This window comes from Hymenobacter sp. R533113 (assembly GCF_056835965.1).
Genome location: NZ_JAKWBD010000013.1, coordinates 1,886,233 through 1,910,187 on the forward strand (window position 1 = coordinate 1,886,233; position 23,955 = coordinate 1,910,187).

Consider the following 23,955-nt stretch of genomic DNA (forward strand, 5'->3'; position numbering starts at 1 on the left):
CGTAAAAAATTGGTATTAATACGCTACTTCTGCTTTACCAGCCGCTGCGTCAGATTCGTGTTGATACCTTGTATGCGTATCAAATACGTACCCGCTGGCAACTGGCTCACGGCGAGCGGCTGATGCAATCCACCGGCTACCTGCTGCGTCATCAGCGTACGACCCGTCATATCGACCAGCATTACCGAGTAAGCCCCGGCAGGCAGTGTGCTCAGGTCGAGGGTAGCGGTAGTGTTGGCCGGGTTAGGATACAGCGTTACCTGTGCAGTCTGGGGGGCAAAAGTAACCGTGCGTACCGGCGAGAAACTCTCCTTACCATCAGTATCTACCTGGCGCAGGCGGTAGTAAAGCTGCTGGCCAAAGCGGCCGGCACCTGCATCCACAAAAGAGTACTGATGGGCGCTAGATGTAGTACCATTGCCTTTCACCGTGCCCACGCGCTCGAATGCAGTGCCGTTCACGGAGCGCTCCACGTCGAAGTGGTCGTTGTTTTTCTCCGAAGCGGTAGCCCAGGTCAGTAAGGCATTACCAGTTTGAGCAGTAGCTTCAAACTTGACCAACTCTACGGGCAGCGGCTGATTTTGACCAATGAGAATACTACCCGAGAATTCTGAGGTAGCAGTGCCATTCATAGTAGCAGTGGCCGTCAGGCGGGCGCCGTTGGTAGTAAGTGCCGTGCGCTGGGCTGTAGTCAGGCTGCTCATCGGAATGCTGAAAGCAAAGCGCGGCGCGTTCGTTTCGCTGCCTTGGTCCAAGCCGTTGATGAGGCCTGAGTAAGTGCCAACTTTAGCATCCTGATCCGTAATGCTAACGCTGGTTCCGGTAAAGCCCTGCGCCATGCTGCCGCCTTCTAAGGCAGAGAATATATACGTCTGGCCCTGCCCGAAGGCCAAAGCATTGCGGTCGGCGATAAATAGCTCGATGGTGCTGCCCGCCGGGGCGAAGCCCGTTATTTTGAGGCTGCCGGTAACTGCGTCTGTCACCACCGCCTGGGTGAGGACCGGGAAGTTGAGGAGGCCGTTTGCGCCGCTGGCTGCGGTTTTGCTGTCGGCGTTTTTAGTGGCGCCATCGCCGGTAACCCCAGTTGTTCCCGTTGCCGAGAGGTCGATACCCAGGTCGCCGTTGCCAGAAATACTATTCTGAGTGAAGCGGTTGCCGGAGGTAAGAGGAGCGGCTACGATACCATCACCGGTGTTATTAGTGATAATATTTTGACTGAGTGTATTGTCGTTACCTACGATGATAGTAATACCCGCGCCGTTGTCGCGGATTGTGTTGCCGCTGATCGTGTTGGTATTATTGCTACCGCTGAGAAGTTCAATACCGTTGTTGCGGTTTTTGCTGATGGTATTGCCAGTGATGGAAGCATCAGCAGTGCCTCCTAGTAACTGAATACCGTCAGCACCAGTGGTCTGCGTTGAACTGCCAATCACTACATTATTCGTTATCACTGCCCCGTCAGAATTACTCAAACGAATCCCAATCGTATTACTCTCTGTTATCGTCACATCCGTTACCGTCGCGCTAGTTGCGGTGTTCAGGTTCACAGCGGCCCCTTGTGCGATGCTAACGGTATTGGTGCTATTTCCTTTGGCATTACTAAAACCCAGCGAAGCAATACGAGCTGATGCACCTGTGACTGTTAGTCCGCTAAAGAGCTTGAAATCAATAATCACTTCCGGGCCGGTAGTTGTTCCGGCTACCGCGGGCACGTTATTGCCAGTAACTGCCGTTTGCCGGGAACCGTCGAGCACCGTGTTATTATCTGTAATAGAGGGTAGTGCCGAGGCAAGCGCAATAGTGGCGGTTTGCGCAGCCGTGTTGAAACCACCATTTACCCCGCTGCGCAAACCAGCCGGAACGTTCGTCGTGCGACCATCACCAATCATGAAGATGGAAGTTTCCTTGCCGGCTAGGAGGCCGGCTTGCGCCAGATTTGTGTTAGCCAAGGCGTTAGAGTTAATAATAAACTGCCGCAACGACCCTTGACCAGCATCATTGGTATTGCTGATAACATCGAAATTGAAGCCAAAATCGACATTCGTAACAGCAGCCGTAGTCGTAGCTGTGGTGGGTACCGATACAGCAGCCAGAGAGTGAGCAGTCGTTGTGGTACCGTTGATTATCTGGTTCAAAGTCTGGGTGCCGCTGCGAGCGGGGCCATCCGCCTTGCTAGGTATTTGACCACCAACCAAATTAGTCTGGTCATAAGCAAAGGTCTGAACAGGCACCAAACCCGTCGCTGCGGGCGTTCGCACCGAAGTAAAACCAGTGCTGGATACTACCCGCACGGTGTAGGAGCCCGGCTGAGTTATAGAGAAACTATAGGTACCATTCGTAGTCGTGGTCGTACCAGCAAAACCTCCGTTTGCATCATATAGCTCCACCGTTACGCCGCCGCGCAGAATAGAAGCAGTGGTAAAGCCGCTATTCATGGCCGAAGTATTAGCCGTCGCGTAGTCCCGGCCCGCGCTGCCACCGTAGTTCACATCTTCGAAGACGCGGCCACTAATAGTCGTATTGATTGCGGCTGGTGTAAAGATCTCACGCCAGTCAAGCTCGGGCGTGCCCGTTATATTCACGTTCGGGAACGACTGCGGCGTCTGGTTATTGGTGGGGTTGGTACGGGTAGCGTCGTTATCAAAGGCGTCATCCAGGCCGTCATTATCAGCGTCTAGGCCGGAGGCCGTTTTCTCAGCTACGCCGTCGTTGTTGGTATCCCAGCCTTCTACCGCGTCGGTGCGTGAGTCATTGTCCGAGTTCAGGTCGCGGTAGTCAGGTAGTGTATCACCATCGGTATTAGTGAGGGGTACCGCTACGCCGGCCGTAACTGCGCCACCGGGCGTCAGGTCATACCGATTATCAAGACCATCCAGGTCAGTATCAACGCCAGTAGGAGCCCGGTAAGCGGCCGAAGCTTGTGCCTCAATATTATCCACGATGCCGTCGTTGTCAGCATCAATATCCAGGTAGTCGGGCCGGCCGATGTTGTCAGTGTTGGTCAATGGCAGTTTGGTAACGCCACTCTCCACCGTAGTTTCAGCTGCGTCCGGCATACCGTTGGCCCCCACGCCCGTGCTGGGGAAGCGCGAAAGCGAAGCGTTGTAGCCAGTGGGTTCTGCGCCGCCGTTGGCCTCAATAGCATCCGGAATTCCGTCGCCGTCGGCGTCGATATCCAGGAAATTGGGGCGTCCATCCAAATCAAGGTCATACACGTCGTTGACGCCATCACTGTTGATATCAACGAAATTCGCCTCAAAGGCATCCAGGTAGCGGGGCACGTTGTTGGTCGTGATGAAAGCCGGGTCTACCCCGCCGCTTTCGGCGATGTTGGTGATGCCATCGTTGTCCTGATCAATATCGGCCACATCCCCTATGCCGTCGCCGTCGGGGTCGCACAGGTAGCTGAAGATAAATAGCTGCGTTTGCTGCTCTGTATTGCCGTAGGTGTAGGTATTAATCAAATAGTTGTCGCCGGCATCAACTTTGGCGTCACCTGCTGGGCCACCCCAGGCATGAACGCCGTTACGGGAGCTAACCCCCGTTAGCTCAACGAATGGAGTGGGAAATTTAGCGGGCCTAGCAGCTTGTAAGTTGCTGTCATCCCAGTACAGCACGTCGAAGCCCTGCGAGCCGGGCCGCACGTTCTGAATCCGGAAGCCGTCCAGGTTATTCTCCGCGTCCAGAACCGGGAAGTTTACCGGCGCGATGGGCGAGACGTCATTTTTGAATGTCAGCGACACCGGTGTGCCAGAAACAACCACCGCGCCTTGTCCATTGCGACCGTTCCACTCTATGCGGGAGTTGCCCACCGGAATAGTTTGCGTAATCAGTACGTCGGTACCGCTGGCTTGGTAGCCCGGCACGCCATCAAGGTCAATTATAATATTGACCTTGCCGCCTAAAGTGGAGCGCAGGAAGAATTCCATAACGCCGCCCGTGCCGTTGCAATAGGAAGCAGTCGAGACTATCCGCAAGTCAGGGTCAGCGGCGCTGGGCCATACCTGCGGGTCTGGGTCATTCACGAAGCTCAAGTACTCGGGGTAGTCAATGGCTGTCGTCTGGCTTTTGGTGGTAGAGAGAAAGTCATTGGGGGTAACCAGCGCGGGATCAGCTCCCTTACTGTTGGCCACGAATCGAAAGAAGTTCTGCGGCGCCAGGCCCGCCAGCTCAAACTTTTTGACAAAGTATTTGCCCGGCTCTTTCGGGCTGGGGATAAGCGGGTACATGTTAAACTCAGCCGAAAAGCGGCCGTTAATGTCGCCAGCCGAGAAGGCCCATTGCTTGCTGAACAAGCGGCCAGGCTTGGTAACGCCGGCGGTCGTCTTTACCGTAAAGTCCCAGAAGTCATACACGGAAAAACGTTCACCATCAGCCATTGCATTTTCGCCCTGCTGCACAAATTCAAACCATACATACTGCGTGGTGGTGGTGGTGTTGCTGTAGGAAAGCGGCGAGTACCCATTAACTGGTAAGCCCCCGACTCTGGGCCCGACGCGATTCTGCACGGTATCGGCAATAACGCCCGCTTGATTGGTCAGAAGAAGGGTTTGTCGGGCTGAGGCGGAGTCGCGATAAAGCTTTGTTATGTTGCCTAAAGTTCCTGCGCCAGTTCCATCATTGCTCCAGCGGGTGCTAATAATAAGGTTTCCTTGGTTAAGATTCCCTTGGGCATGAGGCGTGCGATGTACGCCGTAATAGACGGTCTCTCCGGGCTTCACCAGCACATACATACGCTGATTGTCGTTGTAAACACCACCGTTCCGCGTAAATCCGGATGGCTTTAGGAAGGCTCTGGATGCTGCACTCCCACTAAAGTTGGCGTCGTGCGATAAGTAGCCAGAGCGCGTGTTATTCACATCTGTTAACGCCAAGTTTGGGTTACGGTTGGGGGTAAGCTGCCTAGAGCCTTCTGACCGGGCACCAAAAGGAATTAGTACTAAAATTAGGAATAAGGACTGTACAAGTTTCTTCATGAAAAGATCTAAAAATCCGATATGAGAGTCAGACGCTAAAAAAGGGATAGCTTTATATTATATCAATCAAATATGTTGCCTTAATTATTGAGAATAAGCCTATTTTCGATGAAACACACTTTTTATTGGCCGTATATCTGACAATTGTATAATGCTTGCAAATAATTAGATAGAGTAACGAGTATAATTTAAAATGATATAATTATATTTTTTTAGAATCGATAAAAGAATAAGTTGAACTGTTTAAATTGAAAAATCAATAACGAGTGTACGCTATAAAACATAACTAATAACTACAGCAGCATGTCTTACTTCGCAGGATGAATAAAGGCGCCTTTTAAGTCACGAAAATGCTTTTTTAGTCAGTGGTAAGGCTGTCAAATATTTCGGTTGATATAGGTACTGTGAAAAAAACAGGCGGCAGCTGAGAGGAAATCTTCCCCATCAGCTGCCGCCTATCTACTTAGGACTTACGCAGTTGAAACAAAAGAACTGGATAGCCAAGCAGTTACGGTAGGTATAAAAGCTGCTCAAGAAACTTGAAAAAGCCCCCCAGGGGCTGTAAAAGCGGTTTGGTAAAAGCAACTGCGTAAGTCCTACTACTATTACTAACTGTTTGACTTCGTTCAGGTCAGTATACCTGGCTCCTTTTACTGGTATCAACTAGCTCTTGCAGCTCACGGGTGAAGTTAGTTGCCTGCGCCAGCTCTTCCAGATTCAAATGCAGCCGATACTTCCAGAAGTGCTGCGGATTGGACGGAACGTTAATCTGCTCCTCCTGCGGGTTTTCGCGGCGCAGGCCAACATCAGTAGCCAGCAAATCCTGAAGGGGAAAAATAGCCCACATGGCGGGTGAATGCAGGTGTTGCACCAGTATTTCGCGGGCTACCCAAGGTTCGCAGTACTGGGGGGCAGATTCGCCCTGATGACCGAGTAAGTCCTCGAAGAAGCGCTGGGTAAGGTCGCGGTCTTCTTCCCACCAGCCGCGCAAAGTGCTCATATCGTGTGAGCCGGGACTGACAACGGACAGGTAAGGCGCATGCATGGGGTGGCCGAACTCTACCTTGGGGTCGGAGGGCATGCGCTGGATGTTGAGGCCCAGCATCCCCAGCTCACGCATCACGCCCGGCACGGAGGCGGGCACCATGCCCAGGTCCTCGCCGCAGATGAGCATGTCGGTGGCGTAGCGTACGGGGGGCAATTTTACCAGGCCCTGGCGCCGCCAGAAATCCTCGTGGCGACGGAAGAAAAAGTCGTTGTAGATCTCATTGATCAGATGGCGATTATGATCATCCAGCTCCTTAAATGATGTGCTCAGATACACCGTAATGCGCGGGTGGTAGAAGTCAGGCTCGTCGGCGGGCACAAACAGCACCTCGTTTACCAACCGATACAGGCCCGTGCGCAGCCAGCGCAGGTGCTCGGCATTGTTTGGATCTGCGGCAATTCGTTGGTCAAATAATGCCTCCATCTGACGCTGGGTGCGCACGTAGTCTTTGAGGCGGATAGCGCCGTAGCCGGCATCCTCCATAAACTCATCGAACACGGCCTGGGCCTGGGCGTGGAAGATGTGCTGGAGCATGTGCCAGCGGATATACGGCTCGCACAGGCGGCCATAATCAAACCAGCCCAGGCGCTGCTCAATCTCGTGGCGGTGCAGGGGTAAGGCGGGCGCAAAGTGCCCCAAAAGACCTTCCACCGAATGACCCGGAATTTCCCAGATGCGGAAAAAGCCTAGGATATGGTCGATGCGCAGCACGTCGAAGTAGCGGGCCAGGTGGCTCAGGCGGTTGCGCCACCACTGGTAATTATCCTCGGCCATGCGCTCCCAGTTGTAGGTGGGGAAGCGCCAGTTCTGGCCCGTAACCGAGAAATCATCTGGCGGAGCGCCGGCCTGGCGGTCCATGTGGTACAGCTCGGGCTGAGTCCAGGCGTCTACGGAGTGGCGGTAGATACCGATGGGCAAATCGCCCTTGAGCACCACGCCGCGCTCACGGGCGTATTCCACGGCTTCGCGCAGCTGCTTATCAAGGTGAAACTGGGTGAAGAAGTGCAGGCCGAACTCGTCGGAATCGGGCTGGTCGGGGGCCGTAAGCTCATCAAGATTCTGGGGCGTTTGAAACTCGGCGGGCCACTGCTGGAAATCGGCCGTGCCAAACCGGTCACGCAGGGCCGAGAAGGCGGCGTAGGGCACCAGCCATTCATTTTGCTCCACCAAGAAAGCTTTAAAAGCGGGGTCGGCGAGGAAAGCAGTCTTCTCCTGCTCATACAAGCGCTTGATGAACTTCCATTTGGCTTCCATCACCGGCTCATAGTCTACGAAGTCGCGGGCATTCAGCTCCTCGCGCAGACGGACTAGCTCGGTGCGGTCAGTGGCATCAGCCAGCTCCGCGATACCATCCAGGTGGAGGTAGAGCGGATGCAGGGCAAACACCGAAATGGCCGCGTACGGGTACGAATCGACCCAGGTGTGGGTGGCGGTGGTGTCGTTGATGGGCAGAATCTGCATTAGCTTCAGGCCCGCTTCTGCCGACCAGTCGGCCAGCATCTTCAGGTCCGAAAATTCGCCTACGCCCAACCCCTGCTTCGTGCGCAGCGAGAAAACCGGCAGCGCCAAGCCGGCTCCGCGCCAGTTGCCGGCCGGGTAGCGGAACCCTTCATCGGCCCGCACCCGCAGGGTGTTAGCGGGCGTGGGGGGCAAAATTACCCGGTCGTCGCCGGTCTCCAGATGAATGATCTGGCCGGTTTGCGGGTTGCGGATAGCGTACTTGTATTGGGTGTTCTGATCGGGCTGCTCCAAGGTTACTTCAGCGGTCCAGGTAGGGTACTGCTGGTCGTCGAGAATAACGGCCCGACTCGCATCCCAGGCGCCCAACGCTTCATCGGAGCCCAGAATACAAATCTGGTGGTGAGGCGCTACCCGCGGGGCCACCAGCTGAAACCGTACGGTGCCGGCCGAAGCATCGGTCAGGGCTCGCGAAGCGGTAGGGCTTGCAGGAGTCGGGTGCGGCCCCCGACGAAACAAGGCTTTGGTAAAGGCGGCCGTGTGCAGCTCATTGTCGGGCTCGGCGGGCGCGCGCCAATAATCTTCTACTGTAAGGCGAGGAAAAAGCCTTCCAGAATCAGCTACAACCCGGTTTTGGCCCCATTCCCAGTGCTTGCTGCCGTCGCGCTCATCGAGCAGCACATACTTGTACTCGATGGGGAGAGGGTGATCAGTCGGAACGCTGATTTCCTGGGTCCACTGGCCCGTGCGGGCAGCGTAGTGCAAAAAAAGCGCGTGGTCGAGGTTCCACTGGCCCAGGCTGGGCTCGGAGCCGCAGACCGCGATGCGCTGGCCGGGCTCGGTGAAGTAGGGGAGAGAGAAGCGAATAATCATTCGAAGAAATCAGGATGGGCGCGAAAGATAAGGGTTACCAGGGTTTCTGCCGTGCTCTCATAGCTACCTATCTAAGCTGGCAAGGTTGGGATAGGCTTGACCTTTTAACAAAAGTTTGATAATCTAAATCTATATACTTAAATAGAGTACTTAATTGAATAAGTTCTAGTATTTCTTTATTTAAACATACTAATGAATCCCAAATGATGAAAATTCCTACACTCGCCAAGTGGGCCATGGGCGTCTTGCTGGCATCGTCGCTGAGCAGCTGCGAAGACATACTGGAGAAATACTTTCCAAAGCCTACCCCTACCTTTCCATCACTGGGCCTAGACATTCCCTTCTACGCGCTATCAGGCGGTACGACGCTGGATGCGTATTCGACCAAGGATCCGGCTACCCGTACTGCTTCAGTGGCTATTAAGGGTTTGCAAAGTGGCGAGCAGATCCTGGCTATTGACTTCCGGCCGGCCACGGGCCAGCTTTACGGAGTGAGCAGCGCGAGTCGCCTCTACGTCATAAACCAGAACACGGGCGTCGCTCGCGTAGTTGGCGCTGGGGCCTTCACGCCCGCGCTGGGGGGCAATTTGGTGGGCTTCGACTTCAACCCTACCGTGGACCGGATTCGCCTCGTGACCAGCACGGGCCAGAACCTGCGGCTGAATCCCGAGACGGGCACGGTGGCCACCACCGACGGCGCTATCAACGGGGCGGCGGGGGCCACCGTCACCGGGGCGGCGTACTCCAACAATACGGCCGGCGCCACGACGACGGTGCTCTATGACCTGGACCCTACGACGGATCAGCTCTATCGCCAGAACCCGCCGAATGATGGCACCCTCGTACCGGTCGGCAACCTGAACCTGAATATCACGGGCGACGGAGGCTTCGATATCGATGCCAAGACTGGCACATCTTTGGGCTTGTACACCGTCAATGGCAACCCTACTCTCTTCACTGTGAACTTAACCACGGGCGTGGCGCGGCCCTTGGCCCGGTACAGGGCGAGCTTGAATTATTCGGGAATTGCGATTCCTACGCGAGCTGTGGCCTATGCCCTGGGTGGCAGCAGCAACTCGGGCACATTGTCCATTATTGATCTTACGAATCCTGCCGCCTCGGCTACCATTAACAAACCAATCACAGGGTTGGGGCCAAACGAATCGTTTATTGCCCTTGACTTTCGTCCGGCCACTGGGCAGCTCTATGCTTTAGCCGTGCAAAGGGGACCTGCTCCGGCTCCGCAGGGTGATAACCGGCTGTACACAATCAACGCGGCAACGGGCGCCGCTACGCTAGTGGCTACCTTAAGTGTTCGAGTAGATTCTGACGACCCAGGCTTTGACTTCAATCCTGTCGCGGACCGCATTCGCGTTGTGAGTAGTTCGGGCCAGAACCTACGGGTCAATCCCATAGACGGCACGGTCGTCGTAGATGGCACTCTCAATCCAAGCGACAAGGGCATCTATGCGGCCGCCTACTCCAATAACTTTGCGGGCGCAACGACTACTACCTTGTATGTTATAGGCCGAGTAGGCGTAGGGAACGGGCGGGGGGCTCCCGCTGTCGCGACGCTTTACCAGCAAACGCCGCCTAACGATGGCACCCTCGTAAGCATCGGTGATTTAGGCATACAGGCCGTAGCGAGTGGTACTTTCGATATTGGCGGCACCAGCAATAAGGGCTATGCTATGCTAAATATCTTCGGCTCTACCGACTTGTATGCTATCGATTTGACTACGGGTAACGCCCCGCGGCTGAATGAGGGCGGCAACTACAATATCGTAATTCCAGGGCTGAGAGGATTTACCGTGGGCTTAGGCTTTTAAGAAGCCATTTGAGTGAACAGGGATATGGTAGAGACGTACTAGTCGGCGTCTGGCCGTCTGCGCCGTTCGTGCTTCCTTCCAGCAGGTTCCTGCAACCACGAGACGCCAACCAGTGTGTCTCTACACCATTTCAGCGGCCCAAAACTTACTTCAACCACCTTCTAAGGTATCCTAGGTGCTTTAGTTGAGTATCAAAACAAAGCCCTGGCTGATAAGCCAGGGCTAGTGTGTTTTAAGGAGTAGCTAAGCTCGGTGTATAGCCAAAGCCTCTTTAGCAGTCATAACCAGCTTGTACTCCTTTATGTAGCAGGTGAGGGACGGCAATAACTACCACCATAATAACATCCGAATACTGTAGAGTTGCGTAAGGCGTGAAACGTCTTCATTCAATTCTTTCTTCTTTCCATCCTATAATCCCATTGGAATGCTAAAAACCTCTTCCCTCGCCAAGTGGGGCGCGGCTGTCCTGTTAGTATCCTCGCTCACGAGCTGCGAGGACATCCTGGAGCAGTACTTCCCCAAGCCCACCCCCACGCCACCCACCATCCCTACCTTTCCGCCCTTAGGCCAGGACATTGCCTTCTTCGCCTTGTCGGGAGGGACCCGGCTCGATGCTTATAATACAGGCAACGCGGCCACCCGTACCAGTTCCGTCGCTATTACAGGCTTGGGCAGTGGCGAAACCTTATTAGCCATCGACTTCCGTCCCGCCACGGGCCAGCTCTACGGCGTGAGCAGCGGTAGCCGTCTGTATGTTATCAACCAGAACACGGGCACCGCGCGGGCTATTGGTGCGGGTGCCTTCACGCCGGCCGTGCAGGGCAACTTAGTGGGCTTTGACTTCAACCCCACCGTGGACCGCATTCGCTTGGTAACCAGCACGGGCCAGAACCTGCGCCTGAATCCCGAGACCGGCACCGTGGCCGCTACCGATGGCGTGCTCAACGGGGCGGCGGGCGCTACCATTACCGGCGCAGCTTATACCAACAATGTGGCTGGGGCCGAAACGACGGTGCTCTACGACCTGGACCCGACTACCGATCAGCTCTACCGCCAGGACCCGCCTAATAACGGTACGCTCGTACCCGTCGGCAACCTGAGTTTGAACATCACGGACAACGGCGGCTTCGACATCGATGCCACAACCGGTACAGCCCTGGGCTTGTACGCAGTCAATGGTAACCCCACGCTCTTTGCAGTCGATCTGAGCACCGGCGCCGCGCGTTCCTTAGCGCAGTACGCGGCCAACCTGAACTACAGCGGCCTGGCTATTCCTACCCGGCCCGTGGCGTATGCCGCTGGCTATTTCAGACAGCCGTCGAGGGGAGCAGCAAACGAGTTATCTATTTTTGACCCCACCAACTTATCTGATCCTACGGCTGCCGCGAGAAAGTCCATGGGGCTTGCTCCCAATGAAACAGTGGTAGGATTGGATTTTCGTCCCGCCACGGGCCAGCTCTACGCACTGGTAACGGGCGAAGGCGGCCCCTACAGGGATGGCACCATTTACACAGAAAGTACTCGCCTGTACACCATTGACCTAGGTACCGGCCGAGCAACGCGCGCGGCTGATCTGAGCGTCCTCTTACCCTTTGGGCAGGCCTACGCCTTTGACTTCAATCCCGTGGCCGACCGGATTCGCATCGTGACCAGAACGGGCCGAAACCTGCGGGTGAATCCAGCGGACGGTGTAGTCACTGAGGACACGCCCATCAATCCGAGCGGCGCGACGATTTTTTCAGTAGCGTATACCAACAATTTTGCCGGCGCCACGAGCACCACACTGTACGCGGTGGGCGCGAACATTAGCGCGAAGCTCTACCAAATAAACCCGCCGAACGCGGGAACCTTGGTGGAAGTGGGGGACATCTTCCGGACTTCGTATCTGGATATTGGCGGCACCACCAATACCGCCTATGGATTCACTACTCAAGGCGAGACCTACGTTGTGAACAAGATTGATTTGGCGACGGGCGCTAGCAACACCATAGGCCGCTTTAGCTTTACGCCTGGTATTGACGGTACCGCTTTTGCCATCGGTTTAGGTTTCTAAGTTATCATCCGGTGATATACTTAAAGCCCCAGCTCCTATGCTGGGGCTTTTTTATGAAAAGTGCTTTTAGCAGAGAGGTGCGAATAGAAGCCTTACCAAGTCCGCCGCTACGGCTTATCAGTTTGCAGGTTTCGTGCTTCCCGCTGCATCAGTTGCGATACATAGCGCGTTCTACTACCAAAAAAGCCCCCAGCCAACCCCGCCCCGCCTTTTTTCGTTGGGTGATACTGAACACTTTAAGCACAACTGAGTTATCAAATCCTTGCCAACGTACGTTCGCCGCATCCTCTATGGTATTCTGGGGCTGCTGGCTTTTGTTGTCCCACTGGTAATTCTGGTAGTGGTAGCGCTGCAGTTTCCGGCCGCTCAGGACTTTGCGGCCCGCAAAGCCAGCAGCTATCTGCAAGATAAGATTGGTACGGAAGTACGAATCGGGAAATTCCGCACCGACTGGCGCAACGCCATTTCCCTCGACGATGTGTACCTGGAGGATCAGAAGGGTGATACGCTGCTGTCTGTAGGGCATTTGGGCGTCAATATCGACTTGTGGGCGCTGACCAAGTCGCAGATTAATGTGAAGTCGGTGGAGCTGAACGACGGCACCGTGGGCATCACGCGCACCCTACCCGACAGCACCTTCAACTTCGACTATATCACGGCGGCCTTTGCCACCGGCGACACCACCACGGCCCCGGTAGATACCGCCAGCGCGGGCTTCCAGTACAATATCGGCGATGCCCGCCTGACCAATATCCGCCTCACCTACGACGACCAGGTGGAAGGCATGGCCGTGAAGACGCGCGTCGGCGAACTGGGCGTGAACATGGACGCCGTGGATGTGGACGCCTCTACTTACCGCATCGACCAGGCGGTGCTGCGCAATACGAACATCACTATTGTGCAGAGCAAAAATGCCCCCCGGACACGGCCGTAAGCGAGCCGCTGGAGTTGGAGTTGGGTCTGAACAAGGCGTTGCTCGACAACGTCAGCCTGACGTACAAAAACGCCCCCTCGGCTCAGTACATCGATACGCGCGTGGGGCAGGCCGAAATCACGGCTGATAACATTGACTTAGCCAATGCTCGCGTTGACCTAAATACGTTGCGCCTGCGCAACACCACCTTCGCCTACGCCCAAAACGAAAACGTGCCGACAGAGGAGCGCATCATCAACCCGGCCGAGGCGGTGCGCGACTTGAATGAATCGGTGGAAAAGGCGAGTGGTGAGGAAGCCAGCTGGGTAGTTACGCTGAAGCGCTCCGACATCAGCGGCGTGGACGTGGCCTTTGATAACTTCGACGAGCCCGCCCAGAAAACCCGCGTGCGGGGCATGGACTACAACCACCTCAAGTTCACGGATTTGATCCTGAATACGGAGAACCTGTTTTACTCCGAAAACCGCACCACGGGCCGCATCGTGAATCTGGCGGGCAAGGAGCAAAGCGGATTTGAAGTGGAAAGCGCTACGGCCGATGTAATCTTCGACTCGGTGCAAACCCGCCTCGACAACCTCGACCTGATTACGCCCCACACCCGCATCCGCCGCACCCTAGCCTTTGGCTACGAAAGCCTGGATGCGCTGGCCGATACCACCCAAATCGGGCAGATTAGTTTGGAAGCTGATCTACGCGAAACACGCCTCGGCTTTCGCGATATTCTATACTTAGCTCCCGACCTAGCCAGCACGCCGCCCTTCACCACGGGGCCCAATCAGTCGGTGCTTATCAGTGGACGGATAGATGGGCGCGTGGGCGACTTTCGGGTGCAAAACCTGGATGTGGTCGGCTTCCGCAACACCGTGCTGCGCGCCAGTGGTCGCATTCAGGGCCTGCCCGAAGTGGACCGCCGCCTCTACACTAACCTAAATATTGCGCAGTTTACCACCACGGCCGCCGATATCAAGAGCATGGCTCCGGCCGGCACTATTCCGCCCGAATACCAATTGCCGCCGCGTATTGCCGTGTCGGGTACTTTTCGGGGCCGACCAACGGCGATGGTGTTTGACACCAATCTGAAAGTAAATACCAGCTTTGGCAACGCAACGGCCGTCGTAAATATGGAGCCCGGCCCCGTCGGACGGGAACCTATTACGGCCAGCTTCTCGGTGCAAAACTTCAACGTGGGGGCCATTTTGCGCGATCCTACTATTGGCCGCATTACGACCACCGGCCGGCTGAACGCCCGCGGCCTCAACCCGGCTACTATGCAGGGCCGTTTGGTGGCCGATGTGCAGCGGGCCCAATATAATGGCTACACCTACCGCGACATCGCGGCCACCGTTGATATCGACCGCAACCGCTACGTGATTGCCGCCGAGAGCAAAACCGATCCCAATCTGAATCTGGATCTGCTGGCTACCGTGAATCTGCGCGACGCCAACAACCCGAGTTACGAAATTAGCTCACTGAACCTGCGGGGGGCAAATCTGACGGCGCTGGGCTTCTACACCGGCGGCGACTTGCGCGTGCAGGGTAACCTGACGGCCAACCTCAGCGGTGCTGACGCTAACTCCATCAACGGTACCTTCTCGGGGCAGAATGTGGTTGTTGTGCGCGATAATCAGCCTTTTGCTTTCGGAGAGCTGGAAGGTAAAATTGTGCAGCAGCCCGGTCGCTCGGCGGTAGATATTACCTCCGATATGTTTACGGTGAAGCTGGACGGCAATACGCCTCTGGGTGACTTGGCAACGGTGTTGCAGCAACACATTGACCGCTACTTCGATCTGCCTGACGTGCGCTACGTAGCGGGCGGTCCGGCGCGCAATTTCACCTTCGATGTGCGCGTGCTGGAGCCCCGCCCGATTGCGGCGCTGGTGCCGGGCCTAACCAAAATCTCGCCTTTCAACCTAACCGGCGGCTTTGATAGCCGGGATGCAAACCTGACGCTGAACAGCCGCATTCCGGTTATCGTCTACAGTGGATACCGGCTCGATTCCACGCAGCTTACTATTGCTTCTGACCCCCAAAAGCTGGACTATGCGCTGCGGATGCGTCAGGTCAGCCAGGATACCAGCCTACGCCTACCCAACCCCAGCGTGACCGGCAGCGTAGCCAACAACCAGGTGGCTACCAACGTGCGTATCGCGGAATCGGATAGCGCCCAGCTGCTGAATCTGGCGGGGGTACTGCAAGTACTGAATCAGGGCGACGCATACGCGTTCAGCTTTGATGAAAACCTGGTGGTAAACAATCAGAAATGGACGGTAGCGCCCAACAACCAGGTGCGCTACACGCTGGCTTCGGGGGCCATTCGGGCCGAGAATGTGCGTTTAAGTCAGGGTCAGCAGTTTATCGAATTGCAGACGTTACCGGGAGCTGAATATCCGTTGCAGGCTCGCCTGGGTAACCTCGATTTGAATATGCTGGCCGTGGCGGGGGGCTTGCAGGATTCCTTGGTAGGCGGCACGCTCAACGGGCAGGCGGTGGTGCGGAGCCTCGGCCAGCCGCGCCAGGCGTTCACCGCTGATATGATCCTGAGCAGCTTTGCCTACAACAAATCGATCATCGGTGACCTGTCGTTGAATGCTACCAACCCCACCGCCGACCGCTACCAAGTGGACGCTCGGCTGACGGGCGGCCCCAATAACAACGAGGTGCGCGCCACCGGTTATTATCTAGCGGCTGGCACCTTGGATATGGCCATCAACGTGGCTCGCCTCAATCTGAATACGGCCGAGCCTTTTGCCCTCGGCGAAGTGCGCGAGATGACCGGCTACCTGACGGGTAATTTTACGGTACGAGGTACTACAGCTGCCCCCGAAGTGCGAGGTACGCTCACCACCAATGACGCCGGCTTTACACTTACCCAGCTTGGCGCGCCTTTCACTTTGCCCGACGAAAGCCTGATTTTCGATGAGCAGGGCATTAAATTCCAGGACTTCACCATCCTGGATTCGCTGAACAACAAGGCGGAAATCAATGGCTACGTGTACACGCAGAACTACATCGATGACTACCGCTTTCAGCTGCGGGCCGTAACCAATGACTTCCTGGCAGTGCAAAGCACCCAGCGCGACAACGAGATATTCTACGGCAAGCTGCTGGTCGATTCGGACACGCGCATTACCGGCAACCTCACGCTGCCGCGCATCCGCACTACGGCCACGGTGGTGGAAGGCTCTAATTTGACCGTAGTGGTACCCAATGATGAGGCCGTGGCCGTGGAGCGCGAGGGCATCGTGGAATTCATCGACCTCAGCGCCCCGCTCGATACCATGCTGGCCCGCCAGGCGCCCGTCGATTCGGCCCAAACGGCGGAGGGCTTCGATATTGCCGCCGTCGTCACCGTGACCGACGAGACACCCTTTACCATCGTTATCGACCAGGCCTCCGGCGACAACCTGCAAGTGCGGGCCGCGGGCACTTTGAACACCGCCATCGATCCGGCGGGCACCATCACGCTCAGCGGCCGGCTGGATGTGACGGAGGGCAAGTATGCCATGTCACTGTATGATCTGGCTTCGCGGGAATTCGACATCGCGCCGGGCAGCTCTATTGTCTGGAGCGGCGACCCCTACAACGCGCAGACCAACGTGACGGCCATTTATAACGTGCGGACGGCCCCGGCTGAGCTGCTGGCTGGTCAGGGCGAAGCGGATGAGAGTCTGCAAGCTATTGGCCGCAACCAGCTGCCTTTTGAGGTACTGCTGAAAGTAAACGGCGACCTGCTCAAACCCGTCATCAGCTTCGATATTCAACTACCCGAAGACGCCCGCACCCAGCTGCGGCCCCAGATTGAAAATCGCCTGGCTCAGCTGCGCCAGCCCAGCCAGACCGACGAGTTGAACAAGCAGGTATTTTCGTTGCTGGTGCTGGAGCGCTTTTTGGCCGCCAATCCTTTCGAGTCGAGCGGGGGTAGCCTGGTGGCGGAGCAGCTGCGAGGCAGCGCCAGCCAGGTGCTTACCCAGCAACTCAACAAGCTCACGGGCAGCTACCTTTCCAACTTAGGCGTGGAGCTGGGCGTAAACTCGCAGGCTGACTTCTCTTCAGGCTCGGAGAAAACGCGCACCGATCTGAATGTGGCCGTGCGGCGTCAACTTTTCAACGACCGCGTAACCGTGCGCCTGGGTACTGATGTGCCGTTGGCCGGGGGCAACCAAGCCTCCAGCGGGCAGCAGAGTGTAAGCAACTTCGCCGGCGACGTGAGCATTGAATATGATATTCTGGCCAACGGCCGCCTGCGCCTGCGCGCCTACCGCAACAACGCCTACGGCGACATTGATGGACAATACGTGCGCAACGGCGCGGCTCTCATCTACCAGCGCGACTATCAGAACCTGGCCGAGCTGTTTCAGGGCATTGATAAAGACGTGAAAGAAGAGCGCAAGCAAAACCGCAAACGCGAAAAAGAAGAAGACAAAGCTGCTAAAGACTCCGTGCAAACCGTGGCTACGCCCCGGCGCGAAGCGGGGCGCCTGGCCCGGCGCCAGACTACTTCGGGTCGGTAGTTTTTTGTTCGAACGTCATGCAGAGCATTCTGCGCATGAAGCAGCGACAAAGCATCTCGCGTGCTGACACTGGAGTAGTAATCCTACTACCGCGAGCGAGATGCTTCGCTCTGCTCTGCATGACGTTCTTTTATACATGACGTTCCATCTGTTTGCTCACGCCATCCAACGCAAATCCGTGCTTTCTACGACCTACACCTTTCTTTTCTCTTCAAAAAAAGCCCCCCAATGGCGGCTGGGGGGCTTTTTTGCCCTGCTGCTGGTACTGGCCGGGTGCTCTGGCACCAAGTTTATTCCCGAAGGCAGCAGGCTCTACACCGGCAGCACCGTTACGATTAAGTCGGAAAGCCCCGTTCCGAACGAATCGGCGCTGACCACGGAGCTGGAAGCGGTGATTACGCCCAAGCCTAACACGTCCATTCTGGGGCTGCGGCCCAAGCTTTATTTCTGGCACATGGGCGAGGGCAAGACCAAAGGCCTGGGCAAGTGGCTGGCCGATAAATACGGCGAAGAGCCCGTACTGCTGAGTGCCGTGGATACCAACAACGTGAAGGGCTTGATGACCAATCGTTTGTACAACAACGGTTATTTCAAGCCCGCGGTCAGCAGCAAGGTAAAAGTGAAGGACAACACGGCCTCCGTTGACTACGTGGCCACGGTGGGCAAGCCATATTTGATCAAGGAAATCCACTTCCCCGACCGCGACACGCTCCTCGACCGCGCCATCCGGGCCACGGAGCCAAACTCGCTGCTGAAAGTAGGCGACCCGTACAATCTGCAAACCATGATAAATGAGCGGGTGCGCATTGACGCGGCGCTCAAGAATCAGGGCTATTACTACTTCAACCCCGATTATATTCTGTTTCAGGTAGACAGCACCCTGGATAATGAGGCGAATGTCTACCTGAAAATCAAGGGCACGATTCCGCCCCAGGCTGCCAAGCCTTACGTTCTTAATCGGGTAACGCTGAACACCGACTATACCCTTTCCGATACCACCGAAGGAGCTAAGGAGCCTTTCATGTTTCGGGGCTACCGGTACTTCCCGGACGAGGAAGTATTTAAGGCCAAAGCCATTACCAACGCCACCTTCATCTACCCCGACAGCATCTACCGCCGCCGCCGCTCCGACCAGACGCTGAGCCGGCTGATGAGCCTGGGCACCTTTAAGTTTGTGGATATCCGCTACCGACCGGCCCGCAACGCACCCGATTCGGCTGCGTATGGGCAGCTTAACGCGCTGGTGCGCATGACGCAGGTGCCCAAAAAGTCGCTGCGGGCGGAAGTACAGATGAACGTGTCCAACATCTTCACCGGGCCGGGCGTGGTGGTGCAGTTTCGCAACCGCTCCGCCCTGCGCGGCGCCGAGCAGCTATTGATTAATGCGCGCGCCTCGTTTGAAACCGGCAATGGCATTCAGTCGGGCGTTACGTCTACTACCATCGGGGCCGATGCGCAGCTGCTGGTGCCGCGCCTGATTACGCCCCCTTTCAATATCCGCTTGGTCAATTCGGATTTCCAGCCGCGCACCTTCTTCAATGCGGGCTATAAGTATGTGCTGCGTACCAATTTTTTCCAGCAGGATGTATTTAATCTCGGCTATGGCTACAGTTGGAAAACCAAGCTTACCAACGAGCAGCAGCTTCAGCCCATCAACATAGAGTTCTTGCGCCTGGCCAACACCGACACGGCTTTTGATGCTTTGTTGGCGGAGCGGCCGTTTCTGGCCAATAGCTTCCGGCAGCAGTTTATTCTGGGCAGCAGCTACAGCTACACCTACAATCAGCAGGTGCTGGAGCAGCGCCGCAACCAGATTTATTTCAACGGTGGTATTGAGCTGGCCGGCAACCTGGCTTACCTGACCCAGAGCCTGCGCGGGGCTCCGCAGAATGAGTTTGGCGACTATAACCTGTTCGGACAGGAGTTCGCGCAGTATACGAAAGTCAATCTGGAGCTGCGCAACTACTACCGCATCTCGCCCGACCCGACCAGCGGCAACCGCTTTGCTACGCGCTTATTAATTGGGGTGGGCGTGCCGTACAAGAACTCCGAGGCGCTGCCTTACCTGAAGCAGTACGGTATTGGCGGCCCCAATAGCGTGCGGGCCTTCGCCGCGCGGGGCATCGGGCCCGGCACGTACCGCTCCCAGGACCCGGAGGACGTAACCAGCTTCTACGACCAGGTGGGCGACATGCGTCTGGAAGCCAACATCGAATACCGCCACGACTTGTTTCCCTATGTGAAGGGTGCGCTCTTCGTGGATGCCGGTAATATCTGGCTTATTAATGCCGATGCGGACCGACCCACCTTTGACGCGAACGGCCAGCCCGACGGCAAAAACGGCCAGTTCAAGTTCAATAGCTTCTTTAAGGAGTTAGCCGTGGGTGCCGGCGCGGGCATTCGCATCGACGTGCAGTTCTTCGTTATTCGCTTCGATGCTGCTTACCCGCTCATTTATCCGTTTGAGAATTCAACTTTCCAAGCGCCTAATGGGGATGTGTACGATAAGCTGGATTCTGGCTTTAAAGCCGTGCGTTTGAATATTGGTATCGGCTATCCGTTCTAGCCTCACCTCCCGTTGCACACAACAAGTCACCGCTATATAAAAAAGCCTCCCAGAGATGATCCGGGGGGCTTTTTTGGTGCTCAACCCAAGGAGAAAGATTGAAATAAACAGATTATTTATTGCTTATCAATAAATTTTTATTGTAATTTATGTACAATAGTTCATGCAAACGACCATGAAAGCAAAAGACAAGTTTATCCTGACAACCGTGCACGTAGTGTTCTGGGTTCTGTTTATCGGCTTGTGCATCAAAACTGGTGCCCTGCTCATGGCCTTTCTGGTGAGCCTGTTTGTTAATCCGGAAGGGGCGCGCAACCTCTACTCAGGGCTCAACCTATTCGACCTTTACCGGCTCGATACCCGCTACTACACTTTTTTGGTGTCGCTCATGATTGCCTTATCCGGCCTGAAGGCTTATATCGCCTATTTGGTCGTAAAGATTTTTTTGCGATTTAATTTCACGCATCCCTTTGATGCCAACGTTTCCTTTTTGATAACGAAAATCAGTCACGTCGCTTTGGGAGCGGGTGTGGTGGGGTTGCTGGCCAACGGCTATGGCGACTGGTTGATCAAAAAAGGCGTGTCCCTGCAACAGGAGTGGGGCAGCAGCGAGTTTTTATTTCTGGCCGGCGTGCTGTTTATCGTCGCGCAGGTATTCAAACGCGGGGTTGAGTTTCAATCCGAAAACGAGCTAACCGTCTGAGCTATGCCCATAGTCGTGAATTTGGACGTAATGATGGCCAGGCGCAAGATGTCTTTGAATGAGCTTTCCGAAAAAGTTAATCTAACCTTATCCAATCTCTCCATATTAAAAACCGGCAAGGCAAAAGCAGTCCGCTTCAGTACGCTTGAGGCTATTTGCCAGGCCCTGAACTGCCAGCCGGGGGATATTCTGGAATTCGTGGAGTAACCGACGTGGCACGGGCTTCAGCCCGTGCCACGTCGCGGCCATGAAGCTGCGCTGGTACCACCACTTACTGCCCCCGTTACATAAACTTAAAATTCCACAAAAGCCCCCCAGACAAGTTCTGGGGGCTTTTGTGGAATTTTATAGTAGGCTGGAAAGCTTACGCTTCCACTGCCTCGTGCGCCATGACTTTCTCCGCCGCACCGTTAGACACGGGAGAAGGCACCACCGTTACTACCACGTACTTAGAGGTGGGCGTATTGCTCACTTTGGCTACGCTGGAAATGGGCACCAGTGGGTTTGCCTCGGGGAAGTAAGCGCAGACATTGCCTTTCGGAATATCATACGGCACGACCACGAATTTCTCCACCGTGCGCTGCTCATTCTCAAAGTGACTGGTAATGTCGATCAGGTCTTTGGCTTTGAGGCCGCGCTCGGCCATGTCCCGCTCGTTCATGAACAGTACGCGCCGCTCGTTGTGGATGCCGCGGTAGCGGTCGTTATACTCGTAGATGGTCGTGTTGAACTGGTCGTGGCTGCGCACGGTCATCAGTACCAGCTGGCCGGGCTCCAGCGTGTGCTTCTCCAGAGTGGTGGTGCTGAAATTGGCCTTGCCGTTCTTGGTCGTAAACTTCCGCTCCCGAGGACCGTTGGGCAAATAAAATCCTCCCGGCTTGCGCAGCTTCTCGTTGAATTTCTCGAAGCCCGGAATCACGCGGGAAATATGGTCGCGGATAACGTCGTAGTTGCGGGTCATGGCTACCCAGTCGGTGGTGGTGCGGTCGCCGAGGGTGGCGATGGCCATACCGCTGATGATGGCGACTTCGCTGAGCATCTCACCGGCCAGGGGCACCAGAATGCCCTTGTTCTGGCTCACCACGCCCATTGAATTCTCGCAGGAGGTCATCTGCAGGCCCGACTGCTGCATGTCAATATCGGCGTGCGTGAAGCAGGGCAGCAGCAGGCTGGTTTCGCCCGTCACGAGGTGGCCGCGGTTGAGCTTTGTGCCCACGAATACCGTCAGCTTCTGGCGGCGCATTCCTTCGGCAATCATCTCCGTGTCGGGACCGGCGGCCAGCAAATTGCCCCCCAGGCTGAAGTAAACCTTGGTTTTGCCCTCCCGCATAGCCTTAATGCTCTCTACTACATCGAGGCCGTCTTCACGGGGAGCTGTAAACTGGAACTCCTTTTCCAGCGCGTCTAGGAAGCCGGAATGTACCCGCTCCCAGATGCCCATCGTGCGGTCACCCTGCACGTTGGAGTGCCCACGCACCGGGCAGGTGCCCGCACCGGGCTTGCCAATGGCGCCTTTCATAAGTTGCAGGTTCACGATTTCCTGAATCGTCTGCACGCCCTGGCGCTGCTGCGTGACGCCCATGGCCCAGCAAGTGATAATCTTCTGCTTAGGCGCGATGATGTTGGCCGCCTCCAGCAGCTGTGCCCGGCTGATGCCGCTCTCCGCCTCAATATCCTCCCAGCTGGTGTTGCGGATATTCTGCTCAAACGACTCGAAGCCCGTAGTGAACTCTTCAATGAAAGGGCGGTCCATGACCTGGCCGGGGTTGCGGTCTTCCGCTTCCAGCAGGTGCTTCATAATACCGCGCAGCAGGGCCATGTCGCCATCCACCCGCACTTGCAGGTAGAGGTCAGTGATTTGCGTGCCGTCGCCAAGCAAAGCGCCCAGCGCCCGGAGCGGATTCATGAAATCCTGAGGATTTTTGAAGGCTACCAAGCCAGCTTCAATCAGCGGGTTAATGCTGATGATCTTGGCCCCGTTGCGCTTGGCCTTTTGCAGGGCCGAAAGCATCCGTGGGTGGTTGGTGCCGGGGTTTTGACCAATAATCAGAATGACTTCGGCCTCGTGAATGTCGTTGAGCGTGACCGATCCTTTGCCCAGTCCCAGCGTGGGGCTGAGGGCTGAGCCGCTGCTCTCGTGGCACATATTGGAGCAGTCGGGCAGGTTGTTGGTGCCAAACTGGCGGACGAACAGCTGAAACAAAAACGCTGGCTCGTTGGGCACTTTGCCGGAGGTATAAAATACGGCTTCGTCGGGCGAGGCCAGCGCGTTCAGCTCCCGGCCGATGATCTGGAAAGCCTCCAGCCACTCGATACGGGTGTAGTGGTCGGCGCCGGGGCGCTTGACGAGCGGATGGGTAAGGCGGCCGGCGTTGTTTTGGTCGCGGTCGGTCATGCGCGAAAGGTCGGCCAGGCTGTGCTGGGCGAAAAAATCCGGCCCGGCGGCTTTATCGTCGGCATCGGAGGCGGCGGCTTTGGCCCCGTTTTCGCAAAATTCGGCCACGGAGCGGTGCTCATCCGGATCGGGCCAGGCGCAGCTAGAACAGTCGAACCCGTCTTTCTGATTCATCGCCAGCAGTACTTTAGAGCCGCGATTCACGCCACCCTCGCCCCAGCTGAACTGCATGGATTTGAGTACGGCCGTGACGCCGGCCGCCACCTTAGCCTGGCCTTCCAGGCGCAGACCCGTCAACTCTTCGGGGGGCTGGGCCAGAATCGGGAACAGGTACTTGGCATTGGCTACTTCGGGGGCCGGAATGTGGTGAGTTGGCGCGTCGGCGCTGGCTTCGTGCTCCACTTTGGTCGGATTATCGGCGTTCGGAATTTCGTAGTCGGGCGTGGGAGCTGCGCCCTGGTCGGGCCGCTCCCCACTCTTGGGGGCGATGCTGGCGGCCTGCTCGTGGATTTTGCCGGCTTTGCTGGGATCGGTCTGGGGAGAATCTTCCATGGGGTGAGAGAATAAGCGGTGTAGAAAAGTGTGGGAAGGCAGCGACCCGAACTTGCT

At 56.2% G+C, this 23,955-nt stretch carries 10 protein-coding genes; 7 read left to right on the forward strand and 3 right to left on the reverse strand.

The genetic code is table 11. From position 1 onward, the window contains the following. Positions 1 to 23 precede the first annotated feature (23 nt). A complete protein-coding gene (locus tag MKZ35_RS17695; RefSeq protein WP_482514510.1) occupies positions 24 to 4,508 on the reverse strand; it encodes a right-handed parallel beta-helix repeat-containing protein in 4,485 nt (1,494 codons plus the stop codon). 1,099 nt (positions 4,509 to 5,607) lie between these two features. Further along, entirely contained in the window at positions 5,608 to 8,355 is a 2,748-nt protein-coding gene (locus tag MKZ35_RS17700) for a 4-alpha-glucanotransferase (protein ID WP_482514511.1), read from the reverse strand. Positions 8,356 to 8,558: 203 nt separating this feature from the next. Here MKZ35_RS17700 and MKZ35_RS17705 point away from each other — a divergent pair, with 203 nt between their 5' ends. The 7 genes from MKZ35_RS17705 to MKZ35_RS17735 all read left to right on the forward strand — a co-directional run bounded on the left by MKZ35_RS17705 (position 8,559) and on the right by MKZ35_RS17735 (position 21,158). Continuing rightward, positions 8,559 to 10,184: a DUF4394 domain-containing protein gene (locus MKZ35_RS17705; RefSeq protein ID WP_482514512.1), complete on the forward strand. Its 1,626-nt coding sequence runs from the start codon at positions 8,559 to 8,561 to the stop codon at positions 10,182 to 10,184. A 424-nt stretch (positions 10,185 to 10,608) separates the two neighbouring features. After that, a complete protein-coding gene (locus MKZ35_RS17710) occupies positions 10,609 to 12,237 on the forward strand; it encodes a DUF4394 domain-containing protein (RefSeq protein WP_482514513.1) in 1,629 nt (542 codons plus the stop codon). Positions 12,238 to 12,499: 262 nt separating this feature from the next. Further along, positions 12,500 to 13,171, forward strand: a complete 672-nt coding sequence (locus MKZ35_RS17715) for a DUF748 domain-containing protein (RefSeq protein WP_482514514.1) — start codon at positions 12,500 to 12,502, stop codon at positions 13,169 to 13,171. A gap of 14 nt (positions 13,172 to 13,185) precedes the next feature. After that, positions 13,186 to 17,682 carry a translocation/assembly module TamB domain-containing protein gene (locus tag MKZ35_RS17720; protein WP_482514515.1) on the forward strand — a complete coding sequence of 1,499 codons (4,497 nt, stop codon included), beginning with the start codon at positions 13,186 to 13,188 and terminating at the stop codon, positions 17,680 to 17,682. 100 nt (positions 17,683 to 17,782) lie between these two features. After that, positions 17,783 to 20,248 (forward strand): translocation and assembly module lipoprotein TamL, encoded by a 2,466-nt coding sequence (gene tamL / locus MKZ35_RS17725; RefSeq protein WP_482514516.1) that lies wholly within the window; start codon positions 17,783 to 17,785, stop codon positions 20,246 to 20,248. Between the two features lie 175 nt (positions 20,249 to 20,423). Further along, positions 20,424 to 20,951 carry a DUF2975 domain-containing protein gene (locus tag MKZ35_RS17730; protein ID WP_482514517.1) on the forward strand — a complete coding sequence of 176 codons (528 nt, stop codon included), beginning with the start codon at positions 20,424 to 20,426 and terminating at the stop codon, positions 20,949 to 20,951. Positions 20,952 to 20,954: 3 nt separating this feature from the next. Further along, positions 20,955 to 21,158: a helix-turn-helix domain-containing protein gene (locus MKZ35_RS17735; RefSeq protein WP_482514518.1), complete on the forward strand. Its 204-nt coding sequence runs from the start codon at positions 20,955 to 20,957 to the stop codon at positions 21,156 to 21,158. A 157-nt stretch (positions 21,159 to 21,315) separates the two neighbouring features. On the opposite strand, the gene MKZ35_RS17740 is transcribed toward MKZ35_RS17735, so the two are convergent. Continuing rightward, positions 21,316 to 23,898 carry an FdhF/YdeP family oxidoreductase gene (locus MKZ35_RS17740; protein WP_482514519.1) on the reverse strand — a complete coding sequence of 861 codons (2,583 nt, stop codon included), beginning with the start codon at positions 23,896 to 23,898 and terminating at the stop codon, positions 21,316 to 21,318. Positions 23,899 to 23,955: the final 57 nt, after the last annotated feature.